Here is a 24,487-nt window from a genome sequence, read left to right as displayed (position 1 = left end):
CGCTTTTATAGCGCTTTTTTATTTTTAGACATTATTAAATTTATTGCTTTTTCACAATCTTTATCTGAAGCATCTAGAGCCCATGCTCTGTTAAAATAAATTAATGCTTTATTGGTATTTTCTAGCATTGCGTAGCAGTATGCCAAATTAAAATAATATTTACTTTCCTTTTGTATGCTTAACGCCTTTTTTAACATATCAATAGCTGAATTAAAATCTTTAAGTTTTATATAACATACACCAGCGTTATAATAAGCACAACTTTCGTTTTCACCAGCTTCAATTGATTCTATATAGTTTTCAATCGCTTTAGAATAATCTTTATTATTATAATATTTATTTCCTTCATTAAAGTAGCTCATAATACCCTCCTAAGTATTTACTGCGTTATTTTAATTATTGTCTATAAAATATAATATTATTCATAAAAAATTCTTATGTTAAATAATATACAATTTTAGGAAAAATATGGTATAATTCTTTGTATAATAAAATTTAGGAAGAGTGGTAAAAATGAAATGTTTTAAATTAGGAATAGATGTAGGTTCGACAACAATAAAAGTCGTAGTTTTAAATTATTATAATAAAGTAATATATAGTGATTATAAAAGACACTTTTCAGATATTAAAACTACTTTAAAACAAGCTTTAAAACAGTGTATTGAAGAAATTGGTAATGTTAATCTAAGAGTAACAGTTACAGGATCTGGAGGAATTGCAGCATCAGAATGGTTAAAAGTTGACTTTCAACAAGAAGTTATATCATGTACAAAAGCCGTTGAGGAGTTTTTACATAAAACTGATGTTGTAATTGAACTTGGAGGTGAGGATGCGAAAATAACATACTTAAAAAATGGAGTAGATCAAAGAATGAATGGAACTTGTGCAGGTGGGACAGGTGCATTTATTGATCAAATGGCAATATTATTAAATACAGATGCAAAGGGATTAAATGAATTATCTAAAGAGGCAACTATTATTTATCCAATAGCATCAAGGTGTGGTGTATTTGCAAAGACTGATGTTCAGCCACTTATTAATGAAGGAGCAAAGAGAAGTGATATTGCAGCTTCTATTTTTCAAGCTGTTGTAAATCAGACTATAAGTGGACTAGCATGCGGAAAACCAATACGTGGAAATGTAGCTTTTTTAGGAGGTCCATTACACTTCCTTGATGGACTAACAAGAAGATTTATAGAAACTTTGAATTTAAAAGAAGGAGAGTATATTATACCTAAAAATTCGGAGTTATATGTTGCTATTGGTGCAGCAATATTAGCAGAAAATGAAGAAACTATAACTTTAGCTGAACTAATAGATAATTTAGATAAGGTTAATTATAAAGATATAATACAAGATAATTTATTACCACTATTTAAAGATGAAGAAGAATATTTGGAATTTTTAAATAGACATTCATCTAATAGGGCTAAAAGAGGTGAAATATCAACCTATAGAGGAAATGTATTCATTGGAATAGATGCAGGTTCTACAACTACTAAATTAGCAGTAATAGGTGAAGATAAAGAATTATTATACTCTAGCTATAATAATAACGAAGGTAGTCCATTAAATAAAACAATTGATATATTAAAAGATTTATATAAAAAACTTAACAAGAATATAACTATAGCTAAGGCTACAGTAACGGGATATGGAGAAGGATTAATAAAAGCTGCTTTAGGAGTAGATATAGGAGAAATAGAAACAATTTGTCATTTTAAAGGTGCAAAATCATTTATGCCTAATGTAGATTTTATTTTAGACATTGGTGGACAAGATATGAAGGCTTTAATGATTAAGGATGGCGTAATAAATAATATATTATTAAATGAAGCTTGTTCATCAGGATGTGGTTCATTTATAGAAGGATTTAGTAAGTCATTAAATATTTCCATAGATGAATTTGCAAAGCTTTCAGTTAAAGCTAAAAAACCCGTTGACTTAGGCTCTAGATGTACGGTATTCATGAACTCTAAAGTAAAGCAAGTTCAAAAAGAAGGGGCTAGTGTTGGAGATATTTCGGCTGGATTATGTTATTCAGTTATAAAAAATGCACTATATAAGGTTATAAAAATTAGAAATTTTGATGAATTAGGTAAAAATATAATTGTACAAGGTGGAACATTCTATAATGATGGTGTATTAAGAAGTTTTGAAAAGTTAACAGGAGCTAATGTTATAAGGCCTGATATAGCTGGATTAATGGGTGCTTATGGAGCTGCATTAATTAGTAAGGAAAATTATAAAGAAGGAGAAGTATCTACTTTAATAAGAGAGGATAAATTAGAAAAGTTTCATTTTAAAACTACTTGCTCTAGATGTGGGGGATGTGGAAATAATTGTTTATTAACTATTAATGAATTTGATAATGAGGAAAAATATATTACTGGAAATAGATGCGAAAGACCGTTGGGCAATAGTGGTAAAAATTTAAAGGTTCCTAATTTATATAAATATAAATTATCAAGGATATTTAATTACAAACCATTACCAAAAGAAGAAGCAACACGTGGGGAAATTGGTATACCAAGAGCTTTAAATATTTATGAGAATTATCCATTTTGGTTTACACTTTTAACAGAACTAAAGTTTAGAGTTATAATTTCTCCATTTTCAAGTAAGAAGATATTTAATTTAGGAATAGAGACAATACCATCAGAATCAGTGTGTTATCCAGCAAAGTTAAGTCATGGGCATATAATGTCATTGATAGATAGGGGAATAAAGACTATATTTTATCCTTGTATACCTTATGAGTATAAAGAGGATAATAAAGCAAATAATCATTATAATTGTCCTGTTGTTACATCATATCCTCAAGTTATAAAAAATAATATAGATGAGTTGAATGTAAAAGATATAAAATATATTTCACCATTTCTATCTCTAGATAATAAGCAAAAGTTATATAAGAGAATTTATGATGTATTTAAAGATTATAATATAACTATGAAAGAAGCTAAAAAGGCTGTAGATGCTGCATTTGATGAAAGAGAAAATGTAATAAATGATATAAGAAAAAAAGGTGAAGAAACATTAAAATATATCGAAGAAAATAATATGAAGGGAATAGTTTTAAGTGGTCGACCTTATCATATAGATCAAGAGATAAATCATGGTTTAACAGATATAATTACTTCATCCAACATGGCTGTATTTACTGAAGATAGTGTAGCACACTTAGGAAATTTAGATAGGCCTATTAGGGTTGTAGATCAGTGGATGTATCATACTAGGCTTTATAGAGCAGCAGCTTTTGTTAAGGAGCGAAATGATTTAGAATTAGTACAGCTTACTTCTTTTGGATGTGGATTAGATGCTGTAACAAGTGATCAGGTTTCAGAAATATTAGCATCAAAAGGTAAGATGTATACATTAATAAAAATAGATGAAGGAAGTAATTTAGGAGCAGTAAAAATTAGAATTAGATCTTTAAAAGCTGCTATGGAAGAAAGAGAAAAAAATAAAATAGAACTTAAGACTATTGATAACAAATATAATAAAGTTTTATTTACGAAAGAAATGAAAAAAGATTGGACAATTCTCGCTCCACAAATGTCTCCAATACATTTTCAGTTTATAGAAAAGGCTGCTAGGGAAGAAGGATACAATCTTGATGTATTACCTGCAAATGATAAAGAAGCCATTGAAGAAGGAGTAAAGTATGTTAATAATGATGCATGTTATCCATCTATTTTAGTAATAGGGCAAATGATAAATGCATTAAAGTCTGGAAAGTATGATCCTAAAAAAACTGCTGTAATAATAAGTCAAACTGGTGGTGGATGTAGAGCAACTAATTATATAGGATTTTTAAAGAAAGGGTTAAGAGAAGCTGGTTTTGGATATGTACCTATAATATCATTAAACGTACTAGGAATGGAAAAACAACCGGGATTTAGTATAAGCTATCCTTTTATTAAAAAGCTTATGATGGGAATTATATATGGTGATTTATTTATGAGAGTACTTTATAGAGTAAGGCCTTATGAAAAAGTTCCAGGATCTGCAAATGAATTATATGAGTTTTGGAGAGAAAAAGCATTTGAAAATGTTTCTAATGGAAATAAAAGAGAAATGAATGAAAATATAAAAAATATAGTAGAGGCATTCGATAAATTAGAAATAAATGATGTTATAAAACCTAAAGTTGGAGTTGTTGGAGAAATACTTGTTAAATATCACCCAACAGCAAATAATAATATTGTTGATATTTTAGAAAGTGAAGGAGCAGAAGTTGTAGTTCCTGAATTATTAGATTTCTTTTTATATTGTTGTTATAACTCTGAATTTAAAACTAAATATCTATCTAAAAGTAATATTGTTAAAACAGCAAGTAATATAGTTACTACTTATATTGAATCATTCAGAAAAGTTGTAATAAAGGAATTACAAAAAAGCGAAAGATTTGGACATCCAACTTCCATAAGTAATCTTGCAGAAAAGGCATCACAAGTAGTTTCACTAGGGAATCAAACTGGTGAAGGATGGTTATTGACTGGAGAGATGATTGAATTAATTGAAAGTGATGTAAATAATATAGTATGTATTCAACCATTTGCTTGTTTACCTAATCATGTTACAGGAAAAGGTATGATAAAAGCATTAAAGGCTAAATATCCATTTGCTAATATTATTGCAATAGATTATGATCCGGGAGCATCAGAGGTTAATCAATTAAATAGAATTAAATTAATGATGTCGGTTGCATTTAAAAATATGAATGTAACACAATCAGGATATAAGTGTAGTGATGAAATAAAAATAGATATAAATACTTTAAGAACTAATAATATATAGAATACGAAGTATAAAAATAAAGAGAAATAAAAAATTCGACATTTTTTTATTTTCCTCTTTATTTTTTTTCTTGTCTTTAATATAATGTATTTATATTTTAATACGTTAAATTTGTAGCAGGAGAGATAGTATGAATGATAATAATCCATATATATTAGTTTTAGGGGCATCAATAGTTGATATTTTTGGTTTTTGTGGAAGAAGCTATGCACAAAGAGATTCAATTCCAGGGCATATAAAAATATCTTTTGGGGGCGTTTGTAGAAATATTGCTGAAAATCTAGCAAGAGTTGGAGTAAATACACAGTTTATTTCTACCTTAGGAGACGATGAAAATGGAAAGAGTATTTTAGAGCACTCTAAAAAATTTGGATATAATATGGAGAATTCTCTTTTCTTAGAAGGGGAAAGCACTCCTACATATCTAGCAATCTTAAACCATCAAGGGGAGATGGAATCTGCAGTTGTAGATATGGAAAGTTTAAATAAGATGGATGAAAGATTTGTAGATGAAAAGCATGAAGTTTTTGAAAATGCTGAATATACAATTGTTGATTCAGATAATCCAGCTTTATTAGAGTACATATTAAAAAAATACCAAGGTAAAAGTAAATTTATCTTAGATCCTGTATCTGCAAAGAAAGCAAAAAAGATTCGTCATTTAATAAAATACTTCCATACTATAAAGCCAAATAGATTTGAAACAGAAGCTTTATGTGGATTTAAAATTGAAACTAATGATGATTTAAGAAAAGCAGGTAGATTCTTTATAGAACAAGGTGTGAAAAATGTATTTATTAGTCTAGATGCAGATGGAATATATTATATAACTAGTGAAGGTGAAGAAGGAACATTAGCTTGTTGTGAGGCAATAGAGGTAAAAAATGTAACTGGGGCTGGAGATTCTTTTGTAGCTGGAATAGGATATGGATATATGAATAACTTAAATATTAAGGATACACTTAAATATTCAGTTGCCATGTCAATAATAACAATTACTCATGAGGAAACAATAAATCCGAAAATTAGTCATGAATTAGTTGAAGACTTAGTTAATAGAACAAAGTGGAGAGAAAACTAAAAAATAATAAGACTTATTAGATATCATTAAAAGTTTAAGAACCAGTATGATAACTAATAGGTCTTATTTTTTACAGCCAATTTCCCTTAAAATGTAAAAATATCAAAAAAGTGATATAATTATTTTGTAACTATAATTAGAAATTAAGCTGAAGTATTAAAGGATGAGGTAATATGAACCAGAATAGAAAGTTTATTGAGGTAAAAGGAATAGTTCAAGGAGTAGGTTTTAGACCATTTGTTTATAAATTAGCAAAATTAAATAATTTAGTTGGATGGGTAAATAATACAGGTCAAGGTGTAATGATAGATATTGAAGGTAATGAAAAGTTTATTAATAATTTTATATATGAGTTAAAGAATAACCCACCTACTTTATCAAAAATTACTTCAATTAATATAAGTGATAAGAAAGTTATAAATTATAAAGATTTTTTTATAAAAGAAAGTAATGATAATTTAAGTGCAACAACATATATTTCACCAGATTATTCAATATGTTCAAAATGTAAGGGTGAAATATTTAATAAAAATGATAGAAGGTATAGATATCCTTTTACAAACTGTACAAATTGTGGACCAAGATTTTCAATAATAAAGTCATTACCTTATGATAGAATTTCCACTACAATGAGTGAGTTTGAAATGTGCGATAAATGTAAAGAAGAATATATGAATCCAGCTAATAGACGATTTCATGCACAACCAAATGCATGTCCAGAATGTGGACCAAGAGTATATATTACGGATAAATATAATAACGAAATAAAGACTAATGATTCTTTCAATGAAGTAATAAGGTTACTAAAACAAGGAAATATATTTGCTATTAAGGGAATTGGTGGTTTTAATTTAGTTTGCAATAGTAAAAGTGAAGAAACAATCCAAAGATTAAGAGAAAGAAAACATAGGCCTAATAAGCCCTTAGCAGTAATGATAAAGGATATAGAAACTGTAAAAAAGTATTGTATTTTAAGTAAAGATGAAGAGGATTTATTAAAAAGCAATAAAAGACCTATTGTACTTTTAGATAAAAAAGATAAATATGTCTTTTCAGAAAATTTATCACCTAATAATAAAAAGATAGGAGTTATGTTACCGTATACGCCATTACATTATTTGCTATTTGATGATGAATTAGATAGTTTGGTTATGACCAGTGCTAATATTAGTGGAGAACCAATTATATACAAAAATAGTGATGCACTTAAAAAATTAAATAATATTGTTGACTATTTTTTAATGCATAATAGAGATATTTATATTAGTGTTGATGATTCAGTAAGTAAGGTTGTTTTAGATGAAGAGAGGGTTATTAGGCTCGGAAGAGGTTATTCGCCATATACATTAAATATAAATACAGTTACAGAAATATTGGCATTAGGTTCAGAACTTAAAAATACAATTTCTTTAAGCAATAAAAATGACATTTTTATCAGTCAATATATAGGAGATTTAAATAATGTTGAAACGATAAATTCTTTAGAAAGAGTAATAGAACATTTTAGTAGAATATATGATGTTATTCCAAATGTTTTAGTATATGATAAGCATCCAGATTTTGGATATAAGAAAATTGAGTTAGAAGAAATTTTAAATATAAATAAAGATATTAGAGTAATAGAGACTCAACATCATCATAGCCATATTGTAAGTTGTATGGCTGAAAATAATATAAGTACAGATGTTATTGGAATTGCATTTGATGGAACTGGATATGGTGAAGATAAAAGTATATGGGGAGGAGAGTTCTTCATATGTAATAAGAGAGAATTTAAAAGAGTTGGACATTTAGATGAGTTTTATTTACCAGGTGGAGATAAATCAGTTAAAGAACCATGGAGGATAGGTATTTCATTAATTTATAAAACCTTTAAGGAAGAAATTAATAAATTCATACCCCAATATTTACAAGGTAAGGAATATAACATAATTAGAACTATGATTGATAGAAAAATAAACTCACCAAAGACATCTAGTATGGGACGATTATTTGATGGAGTTTCTTCTATATTAGGATTTAATAAAGCAATTACTTTTGAGGGAGAAGCAGCTATTAGACTTGAAAATATATGTACTGAAAAAAATGATGATAACTATGAATTTGAAATTAAAAAATATGAAGAAAAATTTATTTTAGGTTTTAATAATATTATAAAAGGTATTATTTGTGATATTGGTAGTAAAGTCAATATTGGCATTATAGCAAGGAAGTTTCATAATACTATAATAAAAAGTACTATTGAAATGATTTTATATATTAGGGAAAAGACAAATATCAATACTGTAGTTGTTAGTGGTGGTGTTTTTCAAAATGAAATATTATTTAAAGGTGTTGTTAAGGGATTAGAGGAATATAAATTTAATGTAGTAACTCATAAAATAATTCCTTGCAATGATAGTGGTGTAAGTTTAGGGCAGTTAATAATTGCTAATGAATTAGTAAAAGAAGAATTAAGGGAGGAAAGTCATGTGTATAGCAGTTCCAGCAAAGATTGAGGAGATATTAGAAGATGATGCTATTGTAAATTATAATGGAGTTAAAGTGAAAGTAAATATAATGTTTATTGAAAATCCTAAGATAGGAGATTATGTATTGGTTCATGCAGGATGTGCAATTCAAAAAATTGATGAAAATTATGCAAAAGAAACTTTAGATATATTTAAGGAGCTAAGTGATACTATAGAGGAGTGTAATTTTAATGGACATATTAAAAGAGTTGAAAAATAATAATATATCTCAAAATTTATTAAACAATATAAATAGTAAGGCTAACTTTAAAGTTTCTATTATGGAGGTTTGTGGAACCCATACAAATGTAATATTAAAAAGTGGTTTAAAAGACATTTTAACGAATAATATTAATCTTATAAATGGTCCGGGATGTCCAGTTTGCGTAACACCACAGGGATATGTAGATACTGCTATAGAGTTATCTAAAAGAAATGATGTAATAATAACTACATTTGGTGATTTGATTAGAGTTCCAGGGAGCCAGAGCAACTTGGCGAAAGAAAAGGCTAAAGGAAGAGATATAAGAGTTGTATATTCACCTTTAGATAGTATAAAAATAGCAAAGGAAAATAGTGATAAAGAAGTAGTGTTTTTATCCATTGGATTTGAGACCACTGCACCTATAATAGCTCTTAGTATAAAAATAGCAAAAGATCAAGATATAAAAAATTATTCAATATTAAATAGTTTAAAGACAATGCCAGAGGCAATGAAAGCTTTAGTTTTAAATCCAGATGTTAATATAGATGCATTTTTATGTCCAGGCAATGTTGCAACTATAATAGGAGAAAAACCATTTGTAGAGATATCAAATAAGTATAAAATTCCAATGGTTATTAGTGGGTTTGAAGTAAATGATATTTTAGCATCTATATATATGTTAATTGAGATGAGAGAAAGGAATGAATATGGATTAGTAAATTTATATAGTAGATTAGTAAAAGAAGATGGAAATAAAGAAGCTAATAAGTTACTAAATAGTATATTTACTTCAACTGAAAGTACTTGGAGAGGTTTAGGAAAAGTTAATAATGCTGGATTAGAATTAAAAGATGAATATAGAAATTTTGATGTATTATTTAAATTTAGAATGAGTATGAAAGAAAATTGTGTAAATAATGGATGCTCTTGTGGAGATGTGTTAATTGGAATTAAAGAACCAACTGAATGTAAATTATTTGGAAGTGTATGCACTCCATTAAATCCTATTGGAGCATGTATGGTATCGGAAGAGGGAGCTTGTTCAGCATTTTATAAATATAGATAAATTATATAAATATAAGAGGTGATTTATATGGAGATAATAACTTTATCACATGGTAGTGGAGGTAAGGCAACTAATAAATTAATAGATAGCTTGTTTTATAAATATTTTAATAATGAATTTTTATCACAAAAGAATGATTCAAGTGTTTTGCCAGCTATAAATGGGAAAATAGCTATGTCTACAGACTCATTTGTAATAAACCCCATATTTTTTGAAGGTGGAGATATAGGGAAATTAGCAGTTTGTGGTACTATAAATGATATATGTATGAGTGGAGCAAAGCCTTTATATATATCTGTTGGATTTATAATAGAAGAAGGATTATCTATTAATGATCTAGAAAAAATTGTACAATCTATTGCTAAAACTGCTAATGAAGCTGATGTTAAAATTGTTACTGGTGACACAAAGGTAGTGGAAAAAGGTAGTTGTGATAAAATTTATATTAACACTACAGGAATAGGTATAATTGAAGAGGATAAACCTTACTTAGGTGGAGATAAAGTAAAAGGTGGTGATAAAATAATAATAAGTGGTACTTTAGGTGACCATGGTATGTGTATTATGAATAAAAGAGAAAATTTGGGATTTGAAAGTAATATTAAAAGTGATTGTTGTTTATTAAATAAATTAATTGAAGATATATTATCTGTTAGCAATAATGTGAGAGTTTTAAGAGATCCTACCAGAGGAGGATTAGCAACTACTTTAAATGAAATTATAGAACATAGTAATATTAGTATGGAAATAGAAGAAGATTTTATACCTGTAAAGCCTGAAGTAGCTGCTATGTGCGAAATTTTAGGTCTTGATCCATTATTTATTGCTAATGAAGGTAAGTTAGTTGTAATAGTAGATGAGAAAGATGCTGATAATGTGTTAAATATAATGAGAAAGAACTCGGCGGGAAAAGATTCCATTTTATTGGGAGAAGCAATAAATGATGGGAAGAATAAGTTATATTTAAAAACTAATATTGGTGGAAGAAGAATAATAAATATGCCAGAGGGTGAAATATTAGTGAGAATATGTTGATAATCACCAATTAATAATATAAGAACATATTAAGTAGTAATTGAATAACATAAATATGTAGAGTACTTTAATAAGTACTCTAATTTTATACAAAAGAGTAGGTGCTTGGTATGTATATTGATATTTATCATATTTTATATGGAATAGAAAATGGAATGTATAGATATATAGGTGCAGGTTCAGCTAGAAAGGTTTATGATTTAGATAATGGATTTGTAATAAAAATTGCTAAAAATATTAAAGGAGTTGCACAAAATAGGGCTGAATTTTTAATTTCAAATGATGATGATTCTCCTTTACTTGCAAAAGTTTATTTTGTATCTGATGATTATAGATATTTAATTATGAAAAAAGCTAATAATATTAAAAGTGAAAAAGAACTTTTAAATTATTTTAAAATACAAAATAAAAGAGAATTAAGTAATAATAGATTTATTAAAGAAATTCATGATACACATAATTTAGTTTGGGCAGATTTATATAAATTTACAAGTTGGGGTAAGATAAAAAATAGATTAGTATTAATTGATTACGGATATACAAAAGAAATATATAATGAATTTTATAAGAAAAGCAATTAATAAATATAAAACCACAGTATAAAAATTTAAATTTATATACTGTGGTTTATTTTATCATATTAATTTAATGAATTAATTATCTTAATAGCTTTACAATTGTCTGATGTTTCAATATAGATACATTTTCTTTGAGCATAATATGAAGAATACATATCTAGTGAATCTTATAAAATAGTAATTTGTGTTCTTATTTCAGTTTTAAGGCATGAAGAAGAATAGTTATAAAAATCTTCTTCACATTTTGACATGTTACCATCTCCTAGTTTAATCATTAGTTCAAATACCACATAGTACATAATATGATTATAGATAGAAATAGTGATTAATAAGAAAAAATACAAATTATACTTTTATTTAATATACTCGTAAATGAGCATTAAACTAAAAACAAGAACAAATGGAAAACATCTAATAGGATAATAGAAAATAAGAAGGAAAGAATATTAATGAGGTGATATTATGGGAAACAAGATGAAAAAAATAAAACATCAACATAAAAATGTAAATCATAATCCGCAAGTAGAAAGTGTAAAAGCATGTTTTTCAGAACCTAAAGCAAAAACATATGACCCAACTGACTTTAATATTTAAATAGGAGTTATAAATATATGGATAAATATGATTATATATTTAGATGGTTAAAAAATGCATCAAAACCAGAACGTCATATTGATGAAATGGAACACTTTGCTAAAAAACATCCTATAATTTTTATGAAATTTCATAAAGAATCTGGGGCCATTGTAAAATATGAAGAAAATGACCCTAAATATATTAAAGCCAAGGAAGAATTAATTAAATTATTTGATGAAAATGAAGAGGATTTTAAAACTGTATTTAATGCAGTAAAAAGTAAATTTAATTATTAGAATATGAGGTAAAATTTATGGATAATAATAAAAATAGAATGAAGGATAGACCTAAGTCTAAAAATGAGTTAAGAAAAATTGACCCAACTGGAAATTCAGAAGTTGGAATAGAAAATGGAGAAAGAATAGGTGCTCATGCACATAATAAAAAGAACTATAAAACCTATGAATGGATGCAAGATAAATAAAAATCATATATAAAGTTAAAAAGGTTATACAAAACAAATGTATAGCCTTTTATTTATTATATTATGAAGATACAATAAAAAAGCTGTATTATAAAAATTAAAAACTTGATATTATAAAGTTTCATTACTATAATTACCATATAAAACATATGAAATATAGAGAGAAATTTTTTTGATAAGTTGAAAATTTCTAAAATATATACTTGTCTAAATTTAAAATTAAGGTGGGATAATAATGGAAACTAAAATCATAGCAGAAAAAAAAGAAAAAGTTAAAATAAAAAAGCCGAAACAATATAAAGTTGTTATGCATAATGATGATTTTACAACTATGGAATTTGTAGTTAATATATTAATGACAATTTTTAAGAAAGATATAAATACATCAAATAAAATAATGATGGATGTTCATAAGGTTGGAAGAGGAATAGTTGGAATATATCCTTATGATATTGCAGCCACAAAAGTTGCTATATCATTAGGAATGGCAAAGGAAGAAGGCTTTCCCTTTAATATAACTATTGAGGAGGCTTAATATATGGAGATAACAAGAGAAGTAAATAATATTTTAGTTGAAGCCTATGAAGTGGCTAAAAAGTATAATCATGAATTTGTTACTGCAGAGCATTTATTATATGCAATAACATTTGAAGAAAGATTTATCGATGTTATAGAAGAATTAGAAGGTAATATAGAAGCTTTAAGAGAAAATTTATTAGAGTATTTAGATAATCATATTGATAAAGATGAAAGTGGTAAAATTCAAGAAAGCTATAATTTCCAACAAACAATATTAAGAGCAAGTGAGCAAGCAATTTATTCAAGTAACACTAATATTTCTTTAGAGCATATAATAGCATCTATTTATGAGTTAGAGCACAGTTATGCTGTATATTATTTAGCTGAACAGGGAATAGAAAAAACAGATTTACTATATAAGCTTTGTCATGGAGGAGTAGAAAATACTTATTATGTAGATTCTGAAGAAGAGTATAGTGAAGAAGTAGAAGAGATAAAGGAAGAAAGTAATAAAGAAACTCTTATACAAAAGTTAACTAGTAATCTAAATGAGTATGTAAAAAATGAATATACTGATCCACTTATAGGAAGAGAAGATATATTAAATCGTACTATACAAATCCTTTGTAGAAGAACTAAAAATAATCCTATTCATATTGGTGAGCCTGGGGTTGGGAAAACAGCTATAACTTTAGGTTTAGCTAGACTTATAAATGAAGCTAAAGTACCAGAAAAGTTAAAAAATGCAGAAATTTTTTCTTTAGATATTGGAGCTACTCTTGCAGGAACTAAGTATAGAGGAGATTTTGAAGAAAGAATAAAAAAGGTATTAAATGAGATTAAGAATCATGAAAATCCAATAGTATATATTGATGAAATACATACAATAGTAGGTGCTGGCTCTATTGGGGGTGGATCGCTAGATACATCTAATCTTTTAAAACCATATTTAATGGAAGGAAAGATAAAATTTATAGGGGCTACTACTTTTGATGAATATAAAAAGTATTTTGAAAAAGATAAAGCATTAATTAGAAGATTTCAAACTATTGAGGTTAAAGAAACTTCAGTTGAAGAAACAATAAAAATTATTGAAGGCTTAAAGAGTAATTATGAAAATTACCATAATGTAAAATACACTGATGAAGCTATAAAATTAGCTGTTGAATTAAGTAGTAAATATATTAATGATAGATTTTTGCCAGATAAGGCTATAGATATTATAGATGAAGCAGGATCATATATTTCTATGAATAGGAAAGATTCACAAAGGATAATTATTAATGAAAAAATAATTGAAGATGTAATATCAAAGATATGTCATATACCAAAGAATACAGTAGAAAAAGATGAAATTACATCACTAAAAGAATTAGAAAGTAATTTAGAAAAAAATATATTTGGACAGGATGAAGCTATTCATGAAGTTGTCAGATGTATTAAGATGTCAAGAGCAGGATTAAATGGAGAAAATAAGCCAATTAGCTCTTTATTATTTGTAGGTCCAACAGGAGTTGGTAAAACAGAACTGTCAAAAACTTTAGCAGAAAATCTAGGTGTTAAGCTTATAAGATTTGATATGAGTGAATACGCTGAAAAACATGCAGCAGCAAAACTTATAGGGGCTCCTCCAGGATATGTTGGATATGAAGAGGGTGGACTTTTAACAGATACAATAAGAAAGAATCCATATTGTGTTTTATTACTTGATGAAGTTGAAAAGGCACATCCAGATATATTAAATGTTTTACTTCAAGTAATGGATTATGCTACATTAAGTGATAATCAAGGAAGAAAAGCTGATTTTAGAAATGTAGTTTTAATTATGACTTCTAATGCAGGTGCTAAAAATATAGGAAAATCAGTTATAGGATTTGGAGAAAGAATAATTAATGGTGAGGCTATAAATGATGAAGTTAAAAAGTTCTTTACTCCTGAGTTTAGAAATAGATTAGATAAGGTTGTAGTATTTAATCATTTAAATAAAGGAATGGCATTAAATATTGCAAGAAATGAATTAAATAAATTTAGTAAGCAATTGGCTAATAAAAATGTTAGATTAAGCTTTAGTGATGAGTGTGTTTCTTTTGTAGCTAAAAAGGGAGTATCTCAAGAGTATGGAGCAAGGGAAATAATAAGAATAATAAATCAGGAAATTAAACCTATGTTAGTTGATGAGATATTATTTGGAAGGCTAAGCAATGGTGGAGAAATAGAAATTAATGTTATAGATAATAAGTTTATTTATAAATAAATCTTTAGATAGTTATTAAATACCTTCATATATTTTAGTTATAAATAATATAAATAATATAATTTTAAATATATGGAGGGAAAAATGGATAACGTATTAAATATTGAGAAATGTAAGATTTGTTCTGGGTTAGTGAGAATAGAAAATAACTCTTATGGAGTTAGTAAAGTTTGTACTTGTTGTGGATATTATTATAATAAGCAAAAGCTAGATAATGAAAATGATAATACAAGTAAAGTAGAGTACTTAAAGCCTTGTGGTGCCTATAAATTAGTAACTTTAAGTGGAGTAACTAAATCAGGAACATTAGGTGAAAATTTAAGTGAAGAACAAGTTTTACAAATGTTTAATTTTAGTGATACATCTAGATTAAATATGAATAAGACATATATTAATTATAGAAATCCAGAAACTAATGAGTTTAAGATTATCTTTGGAAATGGAAAGCCAGAAACTTATGATGAGTTTGTTGAAAGTATAGAAAAATAAGTTTATTTTATAAATAGTTTTAAGTTATGAAGTAGCATTTATTTTTATCTTAAGTGGTAATAGTAAGTGCTACTTTTAAAAATAATTTTATAGTTATACTTTATTAAATAATAAAAATTATAGTACATTTGTTGACAAAGATATAAAAATATCATAATATAAGAACAAATAAATATTTAAAAACAGTGATAAAGAGGAGTAAGGAATAGGAAATATTAAGAGAGGAAGGTCTAGGGTGTAAGCCTTCTATATTGAATATCCTGAAGGTAGCTTTTGAGTTTCTTTAGTGAAGTAGTAGTAGCTAAAGACGGCTTGTCTAAGTCGTTATTTGAATTAAGAGCCTATAAAAGCAGAGAAAGTCTGTAGAATAGGAATAAAGGTGGTACCGCGAGTCTTCGTCCTTTTTTAAGGACTAAGGCTCTTTTTTGCGTTATAGTAATATCATAAAAGTTAATCAAAATTATATCATTGACTTAAAAATAATATTATGGAAAGCATAAATAAAGAAAACTATTAATTAGTAAAGTGGTCTTAATATAAGAACTTTAAATATAAAAATAATTATTCAGGAGGTTTTATTGATGGAAGAAAAGAAAAATTTAGCCACAACGTATAATCCAAAAGAATTTGAAGAAAGAATCTATAAAACATGGGAAGAAAAAAAATATTTCACTCCTGTTGTTGATAAAACAAAGAAGCCATTTACAATAATGATGCCCCCACCCAATATAACTGGTAAACTTCACTTAGGTCATGCATTAGATAATACAATGCAAGATATGCTTATAAGATTTAAAAGAATGCAAGGATATTGCACTTTATGGCTTCCAGGAACAGACCATGCTTCAATTGCGACTGAAGTTAAAGTTGAAAATGAATTATTAAAGCAAGGTTTAGTTAAGAAAGAAATGGGAAGAGAAGCTTTCCTAGATGAAGTTTGGAAATGGGCTGAAGAGTACAAAGGTACTATTAGAACTCAGCTTAAGAAATTAGGAGTTTCATGTGACTTTACAAGAGAAGCTTTCACAATGGATGAAAACTTAAACAAAGCCGTAAGAACAGTATTTGTTAAATTATATAATGATGGATTAATCTATCAAGGAAACAGAATAACTAACTGGTGTCCAAAATGTACTACTGCTTTATCAGATGCAGAAATAGTATATGAAGAAAAAGAAGGGAGCTTCTGGCATATTAACTATCCATTAGCTGATGGTTCTGGATTCTTAGAAATAGCTACTACAAGACCAGAAACATTACTTGGAGATACTGCAGTTGCTGTTAACCCAAATGATGATAGATTTAAGCACTTAATAGGTAAAACATTAAAATTACCTCTAACTGATAGAGAAATACCAGTAGTTGGTGATGAATATGTTGATATCGAATTTGGTACAGGAGCAGTTAAAATAACTCCAGCTCACGATCCAAATGACTTTGAAGTTGGTAAGAGACATAACCTTCCAATAATCAGAGTAATGGATGACCACGGTGTAATCAATGAATTAGGTGGAAAATACCAAGGTTTAGATAGATACGAAGCTAGAAAGCAAATGATTAAAGATTTAGAAGAGCAAGGATTACTTGTTAAAGTTAAACCTCATACTCACAACGTTGGAACACATGATAGATGTAATACTGTAGTTGAACCTATAATATCACAACAATGGTATGTAAAGATGGAATCTTTAGCAAAACCAGCTATCGACGTTGTTAGAAAAGGTGAAACAAAGATTATTCCAGAAAGATTTGAAAAAATATACTTTAACTGGATGGAAAATATCCAAGACTGGTGTATTTCAAGACAATTATGGTGGGGACACAGAATACCTGTATTCTACTGTAATGATTGTAATCATATCATGGTTGAAGTTGATGCACCATGTAAGTGTTCAAAATGTGGTTCTGAAAGCATAAGACAAGATGAAGATGTACTTGATACATGGTTCTCATCTGCATTATGGCCTTTCTCAACTTTAGGTTGGCCAGAAAAAACTCCAGATTTAGATTTCTTCTATCCTGGTAATGTATTAGTTACTGGATATGATATCATATTCTTCTGGGTTGCAAGAATGATATTCTCAGGATTATATAATATGGATAAAACTCCATTTGATACAGTATTAATGCATGGTATTATAAGAGATGCTAATGGTATCAAGATGAGTAAGTCTTTAGGAAATGGTGTTGACCCATTACAAGTAATTGAAGAATATGGTGCTGACGCATTAAGATTCATGCTAGTTACAGGAAGCACACCAGGAAATGATATAAGATATATTCCAGAAAAAGTTGAAGCTGCAAGAAACTTTGCTAATAAGATATGGAATGCTTCAAGATTCGTTATGATGAACCTTGATAAAGAATTAATGAATAAATATGCTGATTGCACAGACTACAGCTTAGCTGATAAGTGGATTCTTTCAAGAATGAACACTGTAGTTAAAGAAGTAACAGAAAACTTAGAAAAATATGAGCTTGGAATAGCAAATCAAAAGGTTTATGACTTTATGTGGACTGAATTCTGTGACTGGTATATAGAACTTGTTAAACCAGTATTCTTCAGTGATGATGAAAAAGCTAAGGGAGTAGCATATAACGTATTAAACACTGTATTAACTACAGGATTAAAATTATTACACCCAGCTATGCCATATATAACTGAAGAAATATACACTACATTAACAGAAGGAGAATCTATAGCTATTTCAACTTGGCCAGAATATTCTGAAGCATTAGCAGATAACAAGGCTGAAAAAGATATGGAATTCATTATTGAAGCTGTTAAGGGATTAAGAAACGTTAGAGCTGAAATGAACGTTCCACCTTCAAGAAAAGCAAAAGTAATTTGCTATATATCTGAAGAAGCTAAAGAAGCATTTACTGCTGGTATTCCTTACATGGAAAAGCTAGGTTCAGCTTCAGAGGTTGAATTTATAGCTGATACAACTTTAGTTCCTGAAAATGCAGTATCATTAGTAGTTAAAGGTGGAGAATTATTCATGCCACTACTTGACTTAGTTGATAAGGATAAGGAACTTGAAAGATTAAATAAAGAAAAGAAGAAATTAGAAGGTGAAGTTACAAGAATTGAAAAGAAACTTTCTAATGCTGGATTTGTAGCTAAAGCACCAGAAGCAGTAATTAACGGTGAAAAAGAAAAGCTAGTTAAGTATCAAGAAATGCTTGATGCAGTTTTAGTTAGAATTGAAACTTTAAAATAGTCATAAGTAATTTTATAATAAATTAAAAGTGGCAAGTGACAAGTTGATTATACTTTGTTACTTGTCATTTTTAATATCTTATATTAATCGGAAATATGCATAAAAATATTCATTTTGTGAAAAATACTCTTAAGAGGTGAATAAAATGAGTAAAATAGTAGAAACAATCAAAAATAGTAGTGGTGAAATAACACAATATGTACTAGAAAATGGTCAAACAGTAGAAAAAGCACAAGGTGTTGAAATGGCTAAGAATGGCCAAATTGAAGGAGTAATTGTTGCTCATTCTAGAAAAGGTGAAGAATATTTAAGAACTAAGCCAGATGGAACAGAAGGAAATAATTTATCATCTATGGCTAAGGAAGACTAAAATTTAAAATAAATTATAAAGATAACGTCTAATAAAGATAATTTAAGCTTTATTGGACGTTATTTTTATATATTTAGATAACAGATGCTTAATGTTATTAATATAAGATGTATATGTTATATATTGTAGAAGAATAAAAATACATATGTTATAATAAGTAAAAAATGTAAAATTAAATTACATATTATAAAATTAAGTAATTAGTATACTTTAAGATAAACCTTTTTTAAAGTAGGGGGAGGAGACTATGAATAAACTTAAGAAATCATTAGGTTCAATCATGATTTATGGAATTGTAGTTATAATTTTAATTTTTATTATTGGTGTTATGTCAATATTTGCTGGAGCAATAATGAAGTTATTTGGATTTCAATATAATTCTATTAAAGATATTATAATATTTTTTATGATACAAGCAATAATAGGGTTTCCAATTGAAATTTTTGCAAAAGCAATTCCTAAGGCATTATTATCATTAGATAAAATTACTGTTAGATGTTATAAAATAATATTTATTATATTAGATACAATGTCAACAATGTTTATAATGAGTTTAGTTGATTATTTTATGACTAGTGTATCAGTATCTGATATTTCTATAGCTGTTATATCAATTATAATAGCAGTTTTATCTAGTATAGATTTTGATAAATAAAATAGAATCATAAGTTCAAAGTATTTCTAATGTGGAGGTGAAATATGTATAAAATATTAATAATTGAAGATGATACTGTTATTTCAGAATTATTAAAAAATAACTTGTGTAAATGGGGATATGAAGCAAGTAGTGTTTCAGATTTTAAAAATGTAATAGATGAGTTTAAAAATTTTAATCCTGAATTAGTACTTATAGATATTAATTTACCTTTTTATAATGGATATTATTGGTGTTCAGAAATAAGAAAAATATCAAAACTTCCAATAATATTTATATCATCAGAAAGCGATAATATGAATTATATTATGGCTATAAATATGGGAGCAGATGATTTTATAGTAAAGCCTTTTGATTTAAATATATTTTTAGCAAAGGTACAAGCATTACTTAGAAGAACTTATTCATTTAAAGTTAAAATGAATGTCTTAGAAAGTAATGGAGTAATACTTAACCTAGAAGAAATTACATTAGCATATAAAGATCATAAATTAAGTTTAAGTAAAAATGAATTTAAAATTCTTCAAATATTATTAGAAAATAAAAATAAAGCTGTATCTAGAGAAGAAATTATGGTTTATCTTTGGGAAAGTGAAAGTTATATTGATGATAACACCTTAACTGTTAATGTAACTAGAATTAGGAAAAGGCTTGAGGAAATAGGCTTAAATGATTTTATAAAAACTAAAAAGGGAATTGGTTATATAATAGGTGAATAATATGAATGATAAAAAAATTGATATACTAATTAGCTATTATAAAGATAAGCTAGGTATTATTATGAAGTTTATTGTTTTTATTGGGATATTTTTTATAGTATATAGTTTATATCATCTACCTTTAGGTGTATTTTTATATGCATCACTTCTTGTTGTTACATTAGGTTTTTTATTTAGTTTATATGATTTTAATAATTATTATAATAAACATAAAATTTTAGTTAGTGTATTAAATGAAGTAGAGTTTAGTATGGACAAGTTATCAAAAAGTAACTCATTAATTTATAAAGATTATGAAAATATTATAAAGGCTCTATATAAAAATAAAACAAATTTAAAAACAGACTTAGATTTTAAGTATGAGAATATAGTAAATTATTATACAATGTGGGTTCATCAAATAAAAACACCTATTTCAGCATTTTTTATGATTGTTCAATCTATGGATGCATCACCAGAAAAGGCTATGATGAAACAAGAATTGTTTAAAATTAATGAGTATGTTGATATGGTTTTGTATTATATAAGGTTAGATACTTTAAATTATGATTTAAAGCTACAAGAATATGAGCTAAAAGATATTATACAATCTGCTATTAAAAAGTATTCTGCAACATTTATATATAAAAAGATAGCGTTAAAATTAGAAGAAATAAATTGTAAGATTATTACTGATAAAAAATGGACTACATTTATAATTGAGCAAATCGTATCTAACAGCTTAAAATATACTACTCAAGGGAGTATTTCTATTTATTTAGATAAGGATAGTGATAATACATTAGTAATTGAAGATACAGGTATAGGAATAGAAAAGGAAGATATACCACAAATTTTTGAAAAAGGGTTTACTGGATACAATGGAAGAAGTGATAAAAAATCTACGGGAATAGGATTATATTTATGTAAAGAAATAGCTACAAGGCTTTCACATAAGTTATATGCTACTTCTAAGGTAGGAGTAGGTACTAAGGTTTATATAGATTTTTCAATTAATAATATAAAAATAAAGTAAGCTTACATAACTGTAAGGTTAAAATGAAGCAATGTAAGGTCATGTTAAGGCAAGGCCTTTCTTTTTTTATTATGATTAATATATAGAAAATAAATAAAAGCAAAAAGTGAGAATTTTGGAGGTATTTAAATGACAATATTAGAAATTAAAAACTTAAGAAAAGTATATAGTACAAGATTTGGTACTAATAAAATAGAGGCTTTAAGAGATATTTCTTTTTCAGTAGAAAATGGTGAGTATATAGCTGTAATGGGGGAATCAGGTTCAGGTAAAACTACACTTTTAAATATTTTAGCGTCTTTAGATAAGGTAACTAGTGGTGAGGTTTTATTAAAAGGAAAGAATATAACTAATATAAAAGAAAAGGATATGGCAGCTTTTCGTAGAAAACATCTTGGTTATGTATTTCAAGATTTTAACCTTTTAGATAATTTTTCTTTACAAGATAATATATTTTTACCATTAGTACTAGCAGGAAAAAATCATAAAGAAATGGAAGAAAAGTTAAGAGCTATTGCAGAAGTAATTGGAATAAAAAAAATATTAGAAAAATATCCATATGAAGTATCAGGAGGAGAAAAGCAAAGAGCAGCCATAGCAAGAGCAATAATAACCAATCCAGAATTATTACTTGCAGATGAGCCAACAGGATCTTTAGATTCAAAAACTACAGCAGAGATATTAACGCTATTTTCTAAAATTAATAGCTTAGGTCAAACAATAATTATGGTAACTCATAGTGTTTTAGCAGCTAGTCATGCTAGTAGAGTTTTATTTATTAAGGATGGAAAAATATTCAACCAAATATATAGGGGTAATATGAATAATGATGATATGTATGAAAAAATATCAAATACATTAGCTATACTTGCTACAGGAGGAAACAAAAATGAAAAATTCAATGTATTTTAGTATAGCCAAAAATAACTTATTAAAAAATAAGAAAACTTATTTACCTTATATCTTTGCATGTATAGGCACAATAATGATGTTTTATATTATAGATTGTATAGCAACAAATGAAGGTTTAGCGTCTATAAGTGGAGGTGATTATTTAAAAACACTTCTTAGAATTGGAGTTAATATAACAGGATTATTTTCAATAATATTTTTATTTTATACAAATAGCTTTTTAATAAAAAGAAGAAAAAAAGAAATAGGACTTTATAATGTTTTAGGTATGGAAAAGAGACACATAAGCAAAATTTTAATAATTGAAACTGTATTAATTGGTTTTGGAAGTTTAATTTTAGGATTTATGTTTGGAGTTATATTCGGAAGGTTATTATTTTTAATATTAATTAATTTATTACAGGTTGATATTAATATTTCAAGTACGTTTTCTATATCGTTAACTTCAATTAAAAGCACAATTTTTTTATTTATTCCTATTTTTATTATAGTGTTACTTCAAAATGTAATAATGATAAAAGTTAATAATCCAATAGAGCTTTTAAAGGGTGGAGAAAAAGGAGAAAAAGAACCAAAAATAAAATGGATTTCAGCAATAATGGCATTTATATTTTTATTATCAGGATATATAATAGCTATTACTACAAATAATCCTTTAAAAGCATCTTCAGTATTGTTTATAGCAATTATATTAGTAATTGGTGGAACTTATTGTTTATTTACAAGTGGAAGCATTATGATTTTAAAATTATTAAAGAAGAATAAAAGATTTTATTATAAATCAAGAAACTTTATATCAGTATCAGGTATGATTTATCGTATGAAACAAAATGCAACAGGGCTTGCTAGTATATGTATATTATGCACAGCAGTATTGATTACAATATCTACAACAGTTTCTTTATATTTAGGACAAGAAAGAAGCTTAAAAATTTCATATCCATACGATACAAAGGTAGTAATTCCAATCTCACAAAAAGATATTTATGATAATTTAAAAGGAAGTTTAATAGATAGAGCAAATGATAATAAAGTAACATTACATGATTTAAATGAATTCAGAGCAAATGAGTTAATTGTAAATATTAATGGTGAAAATGTAAAAATTGCAACTGGTTTTAAAAATGTTGAAATGGATAATATAAGTATTATTCAATTATACTCACTAGATGATTATAATAAAATTCAAGGAACAAACGTAAGTTTAAATAATAATGAAGTTTTAATATTTTCGGTAGCTAAGAATTATAAATATGATTCAATAACTATTAACAATAATAAGTTTAATATTGTAGAAAAGTTAGATAAATTTAAATTGATAAATAAAAATGAAAATAATATGGTTAATGAGTATTGTATTATATTTGAAAATCAAAAATTAATAGATGATATATGTAAAGATGTAGTTAATACAGGTTCATTGTTTACAGATTATGAAATGAGATTTAACTTAGAAGGAAATAAAGAGGATAAAATAAAGTTTTGTCACTCTATAAGTAATGATTTAGCAAATTTAGATTCAGCCAATATTAGTAGTATTGATGTAGATAGAGAAGAGTCTTATATTGCAAATGGATGTTTTATATTTTTGGGATGCTTTTTAGGGGTATTATTCATTCTAGGAACAGTGCTAATTATTTATTATAAGCAAATATCAGAAGGATATGATGATAGTAATAGGTTTAAAATTATGCAAAAAGTTGGAATGAGTAAAGATGAAGTTAAAAAAGTAATTAATAAACAAGTCCTTATGGTATTTTTCTTCCCTATAGGAATTGCAGTAATTCATACAGTATTTGCATTTAAACTAATATCAAAGTTGCTTGGGTTATTTGGATTATTTGATACAAATGTATTTTTAATATCAATAATAATAACTACAATAGTATTTATTGTACTTTATGCAATTGTATATATAATTACATCAAATGTTTATTATAAAATAGTGCAACAAGAATAGGTAGATTAGAATAAAGGTAAATTCTAATAATA

General features: G+C 26.7%; 21 protein-coding genes and 1 other annotated feature. Of the genes, 20 read left to right on the top strand and 1 reads right to left on the bottom strand.

Translation table 11 applies throughout. The annotated features are described in order from the left end of the window. Positions 1-5 precede the first annotated feature (5 nt). On the bottom strand, positions 6-362 hold the full coding sequence (locus I2E98_RS03840) for a tetratricopeptide repeat protein (protein ID WP_195467647.1): 357 nt from the start codon (positions 360-362) through the stop codon (positions 6-8). 151 nt (positions 363-513) lie between these two features. On the opposite strand from I2E98_RS03840, the gene I2E98_RS03835 reads away from it, so the two are divergent. From I2E98_RS03835 to I2E98_RS03745, 20 genes are all read left to right on the top strand, one after another. After that, on the top strand, positions 514-4,803 hold the full coding sequence (locus I2E98_RS03835; protein WP_195467646.1) for a 2-hydroxyacyl-CoA dehydratase: 4,290 nt from the start codon (positions 514-516) through the stop codon (positions 4,801-4,803). 130 nt (positions 4,804-4,933) lie between these two features. Continuing rightward, a complete protein-coding gene (locus I2E98_RS03830) occupies positions 4,934-5,884 on the top strand; it encodes a carbohydrate kinase family protein (protein ID WP_195467645.1) in 951 nt (316 codons plus the stop codon). A gap of 173 nt (positions 5,885-6,057) precedes the next feature. Next, on the top strand, positions 6,058-8,382 hold the full coding sequence (hypF, locus tag I2E98_RS03825) for a carbamoyltransferase HypF (protein WP_195467644.1): 2,325 nt from the start codon (positions 6,058-6,060) through the stop codon (positions 8,380-8,382). After that, a complete protein-coding gene (locus I2E98_RS03820) occupies positions 8,354-8,614 on the top strand; it encodes a HypC/HybG/HupF family hydrogenase formation chaperone (protein WP_195467643.1) in 261 nt (86 codons plus the stop codon). The genes hypF and I2E98_RS03820 overlap by 29 nt, the downstream gene beginning before the upstream one ends. After that, entirely contained in the window at positions 8,586-9,665 is a 1,080-nt protein-coding gene (gene hypD, locus I2E98_RS03815) for a hydrogenase formation protein HypD (RefSeq protein ID WP_195467642.1), read from the top strand. The genes I2E98_RS03820 and hypD overlap by 29 nt, the downstream gene beginning before the upstream one ends. A gap of 27 nt (positions 9,666-9,692) precedes the next feature. Continuing rightward, positions 9,693-10,700, top strand: a complete 1,008-nt coding sequence (hypE, locus tag I2E98_RS03810) for a hydrogenase expression/formation protein HypE (protein ID WP_195467641.1) — start codon at positions 9,693-9,695, stop codon at positions 10,698-10,700. Positions 10,701-10,810: 110 nt separating this feature from the next. Next, entirely contained in the window at positions 10,811-11,281 is a 471-nt protein-coding gene (locus tag I2E98_RS03805; protein WP_195467640.1) for a hypothetical protein, read from the top strand. A gap of 459 nt (positions 11,282-11,740) precedes the next feature. Next, positions 11,741-11,872, top strand: a complete 132-nt coding sequence (locus tag I2E98_RS16160; RefSeq protein ID WP_279324961.1) for a CPC_1213 family protein — start codon at positions 11,741-11,743, stop codon at positions 11,870-11,872. Between the two features lie 17 nt (positions 11,873-11,889). After that, positions 11,890-12,150, top strand: a complete 261-nt coding sequence (locus I2E98_RS03800) for a hypothetical protein (protein WP_195467639.1) — start codon at positions 11,890-11,892, stop codon at positions 12,148-12,150. A gap of 17 nt (positions 12,151-12,167) precedes the next feature. Next, entirely contained in the window at positions 12,168-12,338 is a 171-nt protein-coding gene (locus I2E98_RS03795) for a hypothetical protein (protein WP_195467638.1), read from the top strand. Between the two features lie 235 nt (positions 12,339-12,573). Next, a complete protein-coding gene (locus I2E98_RS03790; protein ID WP_195467637.1) occupies positions 12,574-12,873 on the top strand; it encodes an ATP-dependent Clp protease adaptor ClpS in 300 nt (99 codons plus the stop codon). A 3-nt stretch (positions 12,874-12,876) separates the two neighbouring features. Further along, complete coding sequence (gene clpA, locus I2E98_RS03785; RefSeq protein WP_195467636.1) at positions 12,877-15,111, top strand: ATP-dependent Clp protease ATP-binding subunit ClpA; 2,235 nt, start codon at positions 12,877-12,879, stop codon at positions 15,109-15,111. An 84-nt stretch (positions 15,112-15,195) separates the two neighbouring features. Then, complete coding sequence (locus tag I2E98_RS03780) at positions 15,196-15,600, top strand: hypothetical protein (protein ID WP_195467635.1); 405 nt, start codon at positions 15,196-15,198, stop codon at positions 15,598-15,600. 176 nt (positions 15,601-15,776) lie between these two features. Then, positions 15,777-16,006 (top strand) — a binding site (T-box leader). Between the two features lie 175 nt (positions 16,007-16,181). Beyond that, positions 16,182-18,824: a valine--tRNA ligase gene (locus tag I2E98_RS03775; RefSeq protein WP_195467634.1), complete on the top strand. Its 2,643-nt coding sequence runs from the start codon at positions 16,182-16,184 to the stop codon at positions 18,822-18,824. 145 nt (positions 18,825-18,969) lie between these two features. Then, complete coding sequence (locus I2E98_RS03770; RefSeq protein WP_195467633.1) at positions 18,970-19,194, top strand: DUF3892 domain-containing protein; 225 nt, start codon at positions 18,970-18,972, stop codon at positions 19,192-19,194. A gap of 247 nt (positions 19,195-19,441) precedes the next feature. Further along, complete coding sequence (locus I2E98_RS03765) at positions 19,442-19,849, top strand: YrvL family regulatory protein (protein WP_195467632.1); 408 nt, start codon at positions 19,442-19,444, stop codon at positions 19,847-19,849. A 44-nt stretch (positions 19,850-19,893) separates the two neighbouring features. Further along, complete coding sequence (locus tag I2E98_RS03760) at positions 19,894-20,568, top strand: response regulator transcription factor (RefSeq protein WP_195467631.1); 675 nt, start codon at positions 19,894-19,896, stop codon at positions 20,566-20,568. A gap of 1 nt (position 20,569) precedes the next feature. After that, complete coding sequence (locus I2E98_RS03755; RefSeq protein ID WP_195467630.1) at positions 20,570-21,583, top strand: ATP-binding protein; 1,014 nt, start codon at positions 20,570-20,572, stop codon at positions 21,581-21,583. A 129-nt stretch (positions 21,584-21,712) separates the two neighbouring features. Next, positions 21,713-22,495, top strand: coding sequence for an ABC transporter ATP-binding protein (locus I2E98_RS03750; protein WP_195467629.1), 783 nt, complete (start codon positions 21,713-21,715; stop codon positions 22,493-22,495). Beyond that, a complete protein-coding gene (locus I2E98_RS03745) occupies positions 22,473-24,455 on the top strand; it encodes an ABC transporter permease (RefSeq protein ID WP_195467628.1) in 1,983 nt (660 codons plus the stop codon). The genes I2E98_RS03750 and I2E98_RS03745 overlap by 23 nt, the downstream gene beginning before the upstream one ends. The last annotated feature ends 32 nt before the right edge of the window (positions 24,456-24,487 follow it).

The sequence above is a fragment of the Clostridium sp. D43t1_170807_H7 genome (assembly GCF_015555905.1).
Classification (GTDB): Bacteria; Bacillota; Clostridia; order Clostridiales; family Clostridiaceae; genus Clostridium.
Note: the sequence above shows the minus strand (reverse complement) of the source record. Positions and strands in the feature narration are given on the sequence as shown.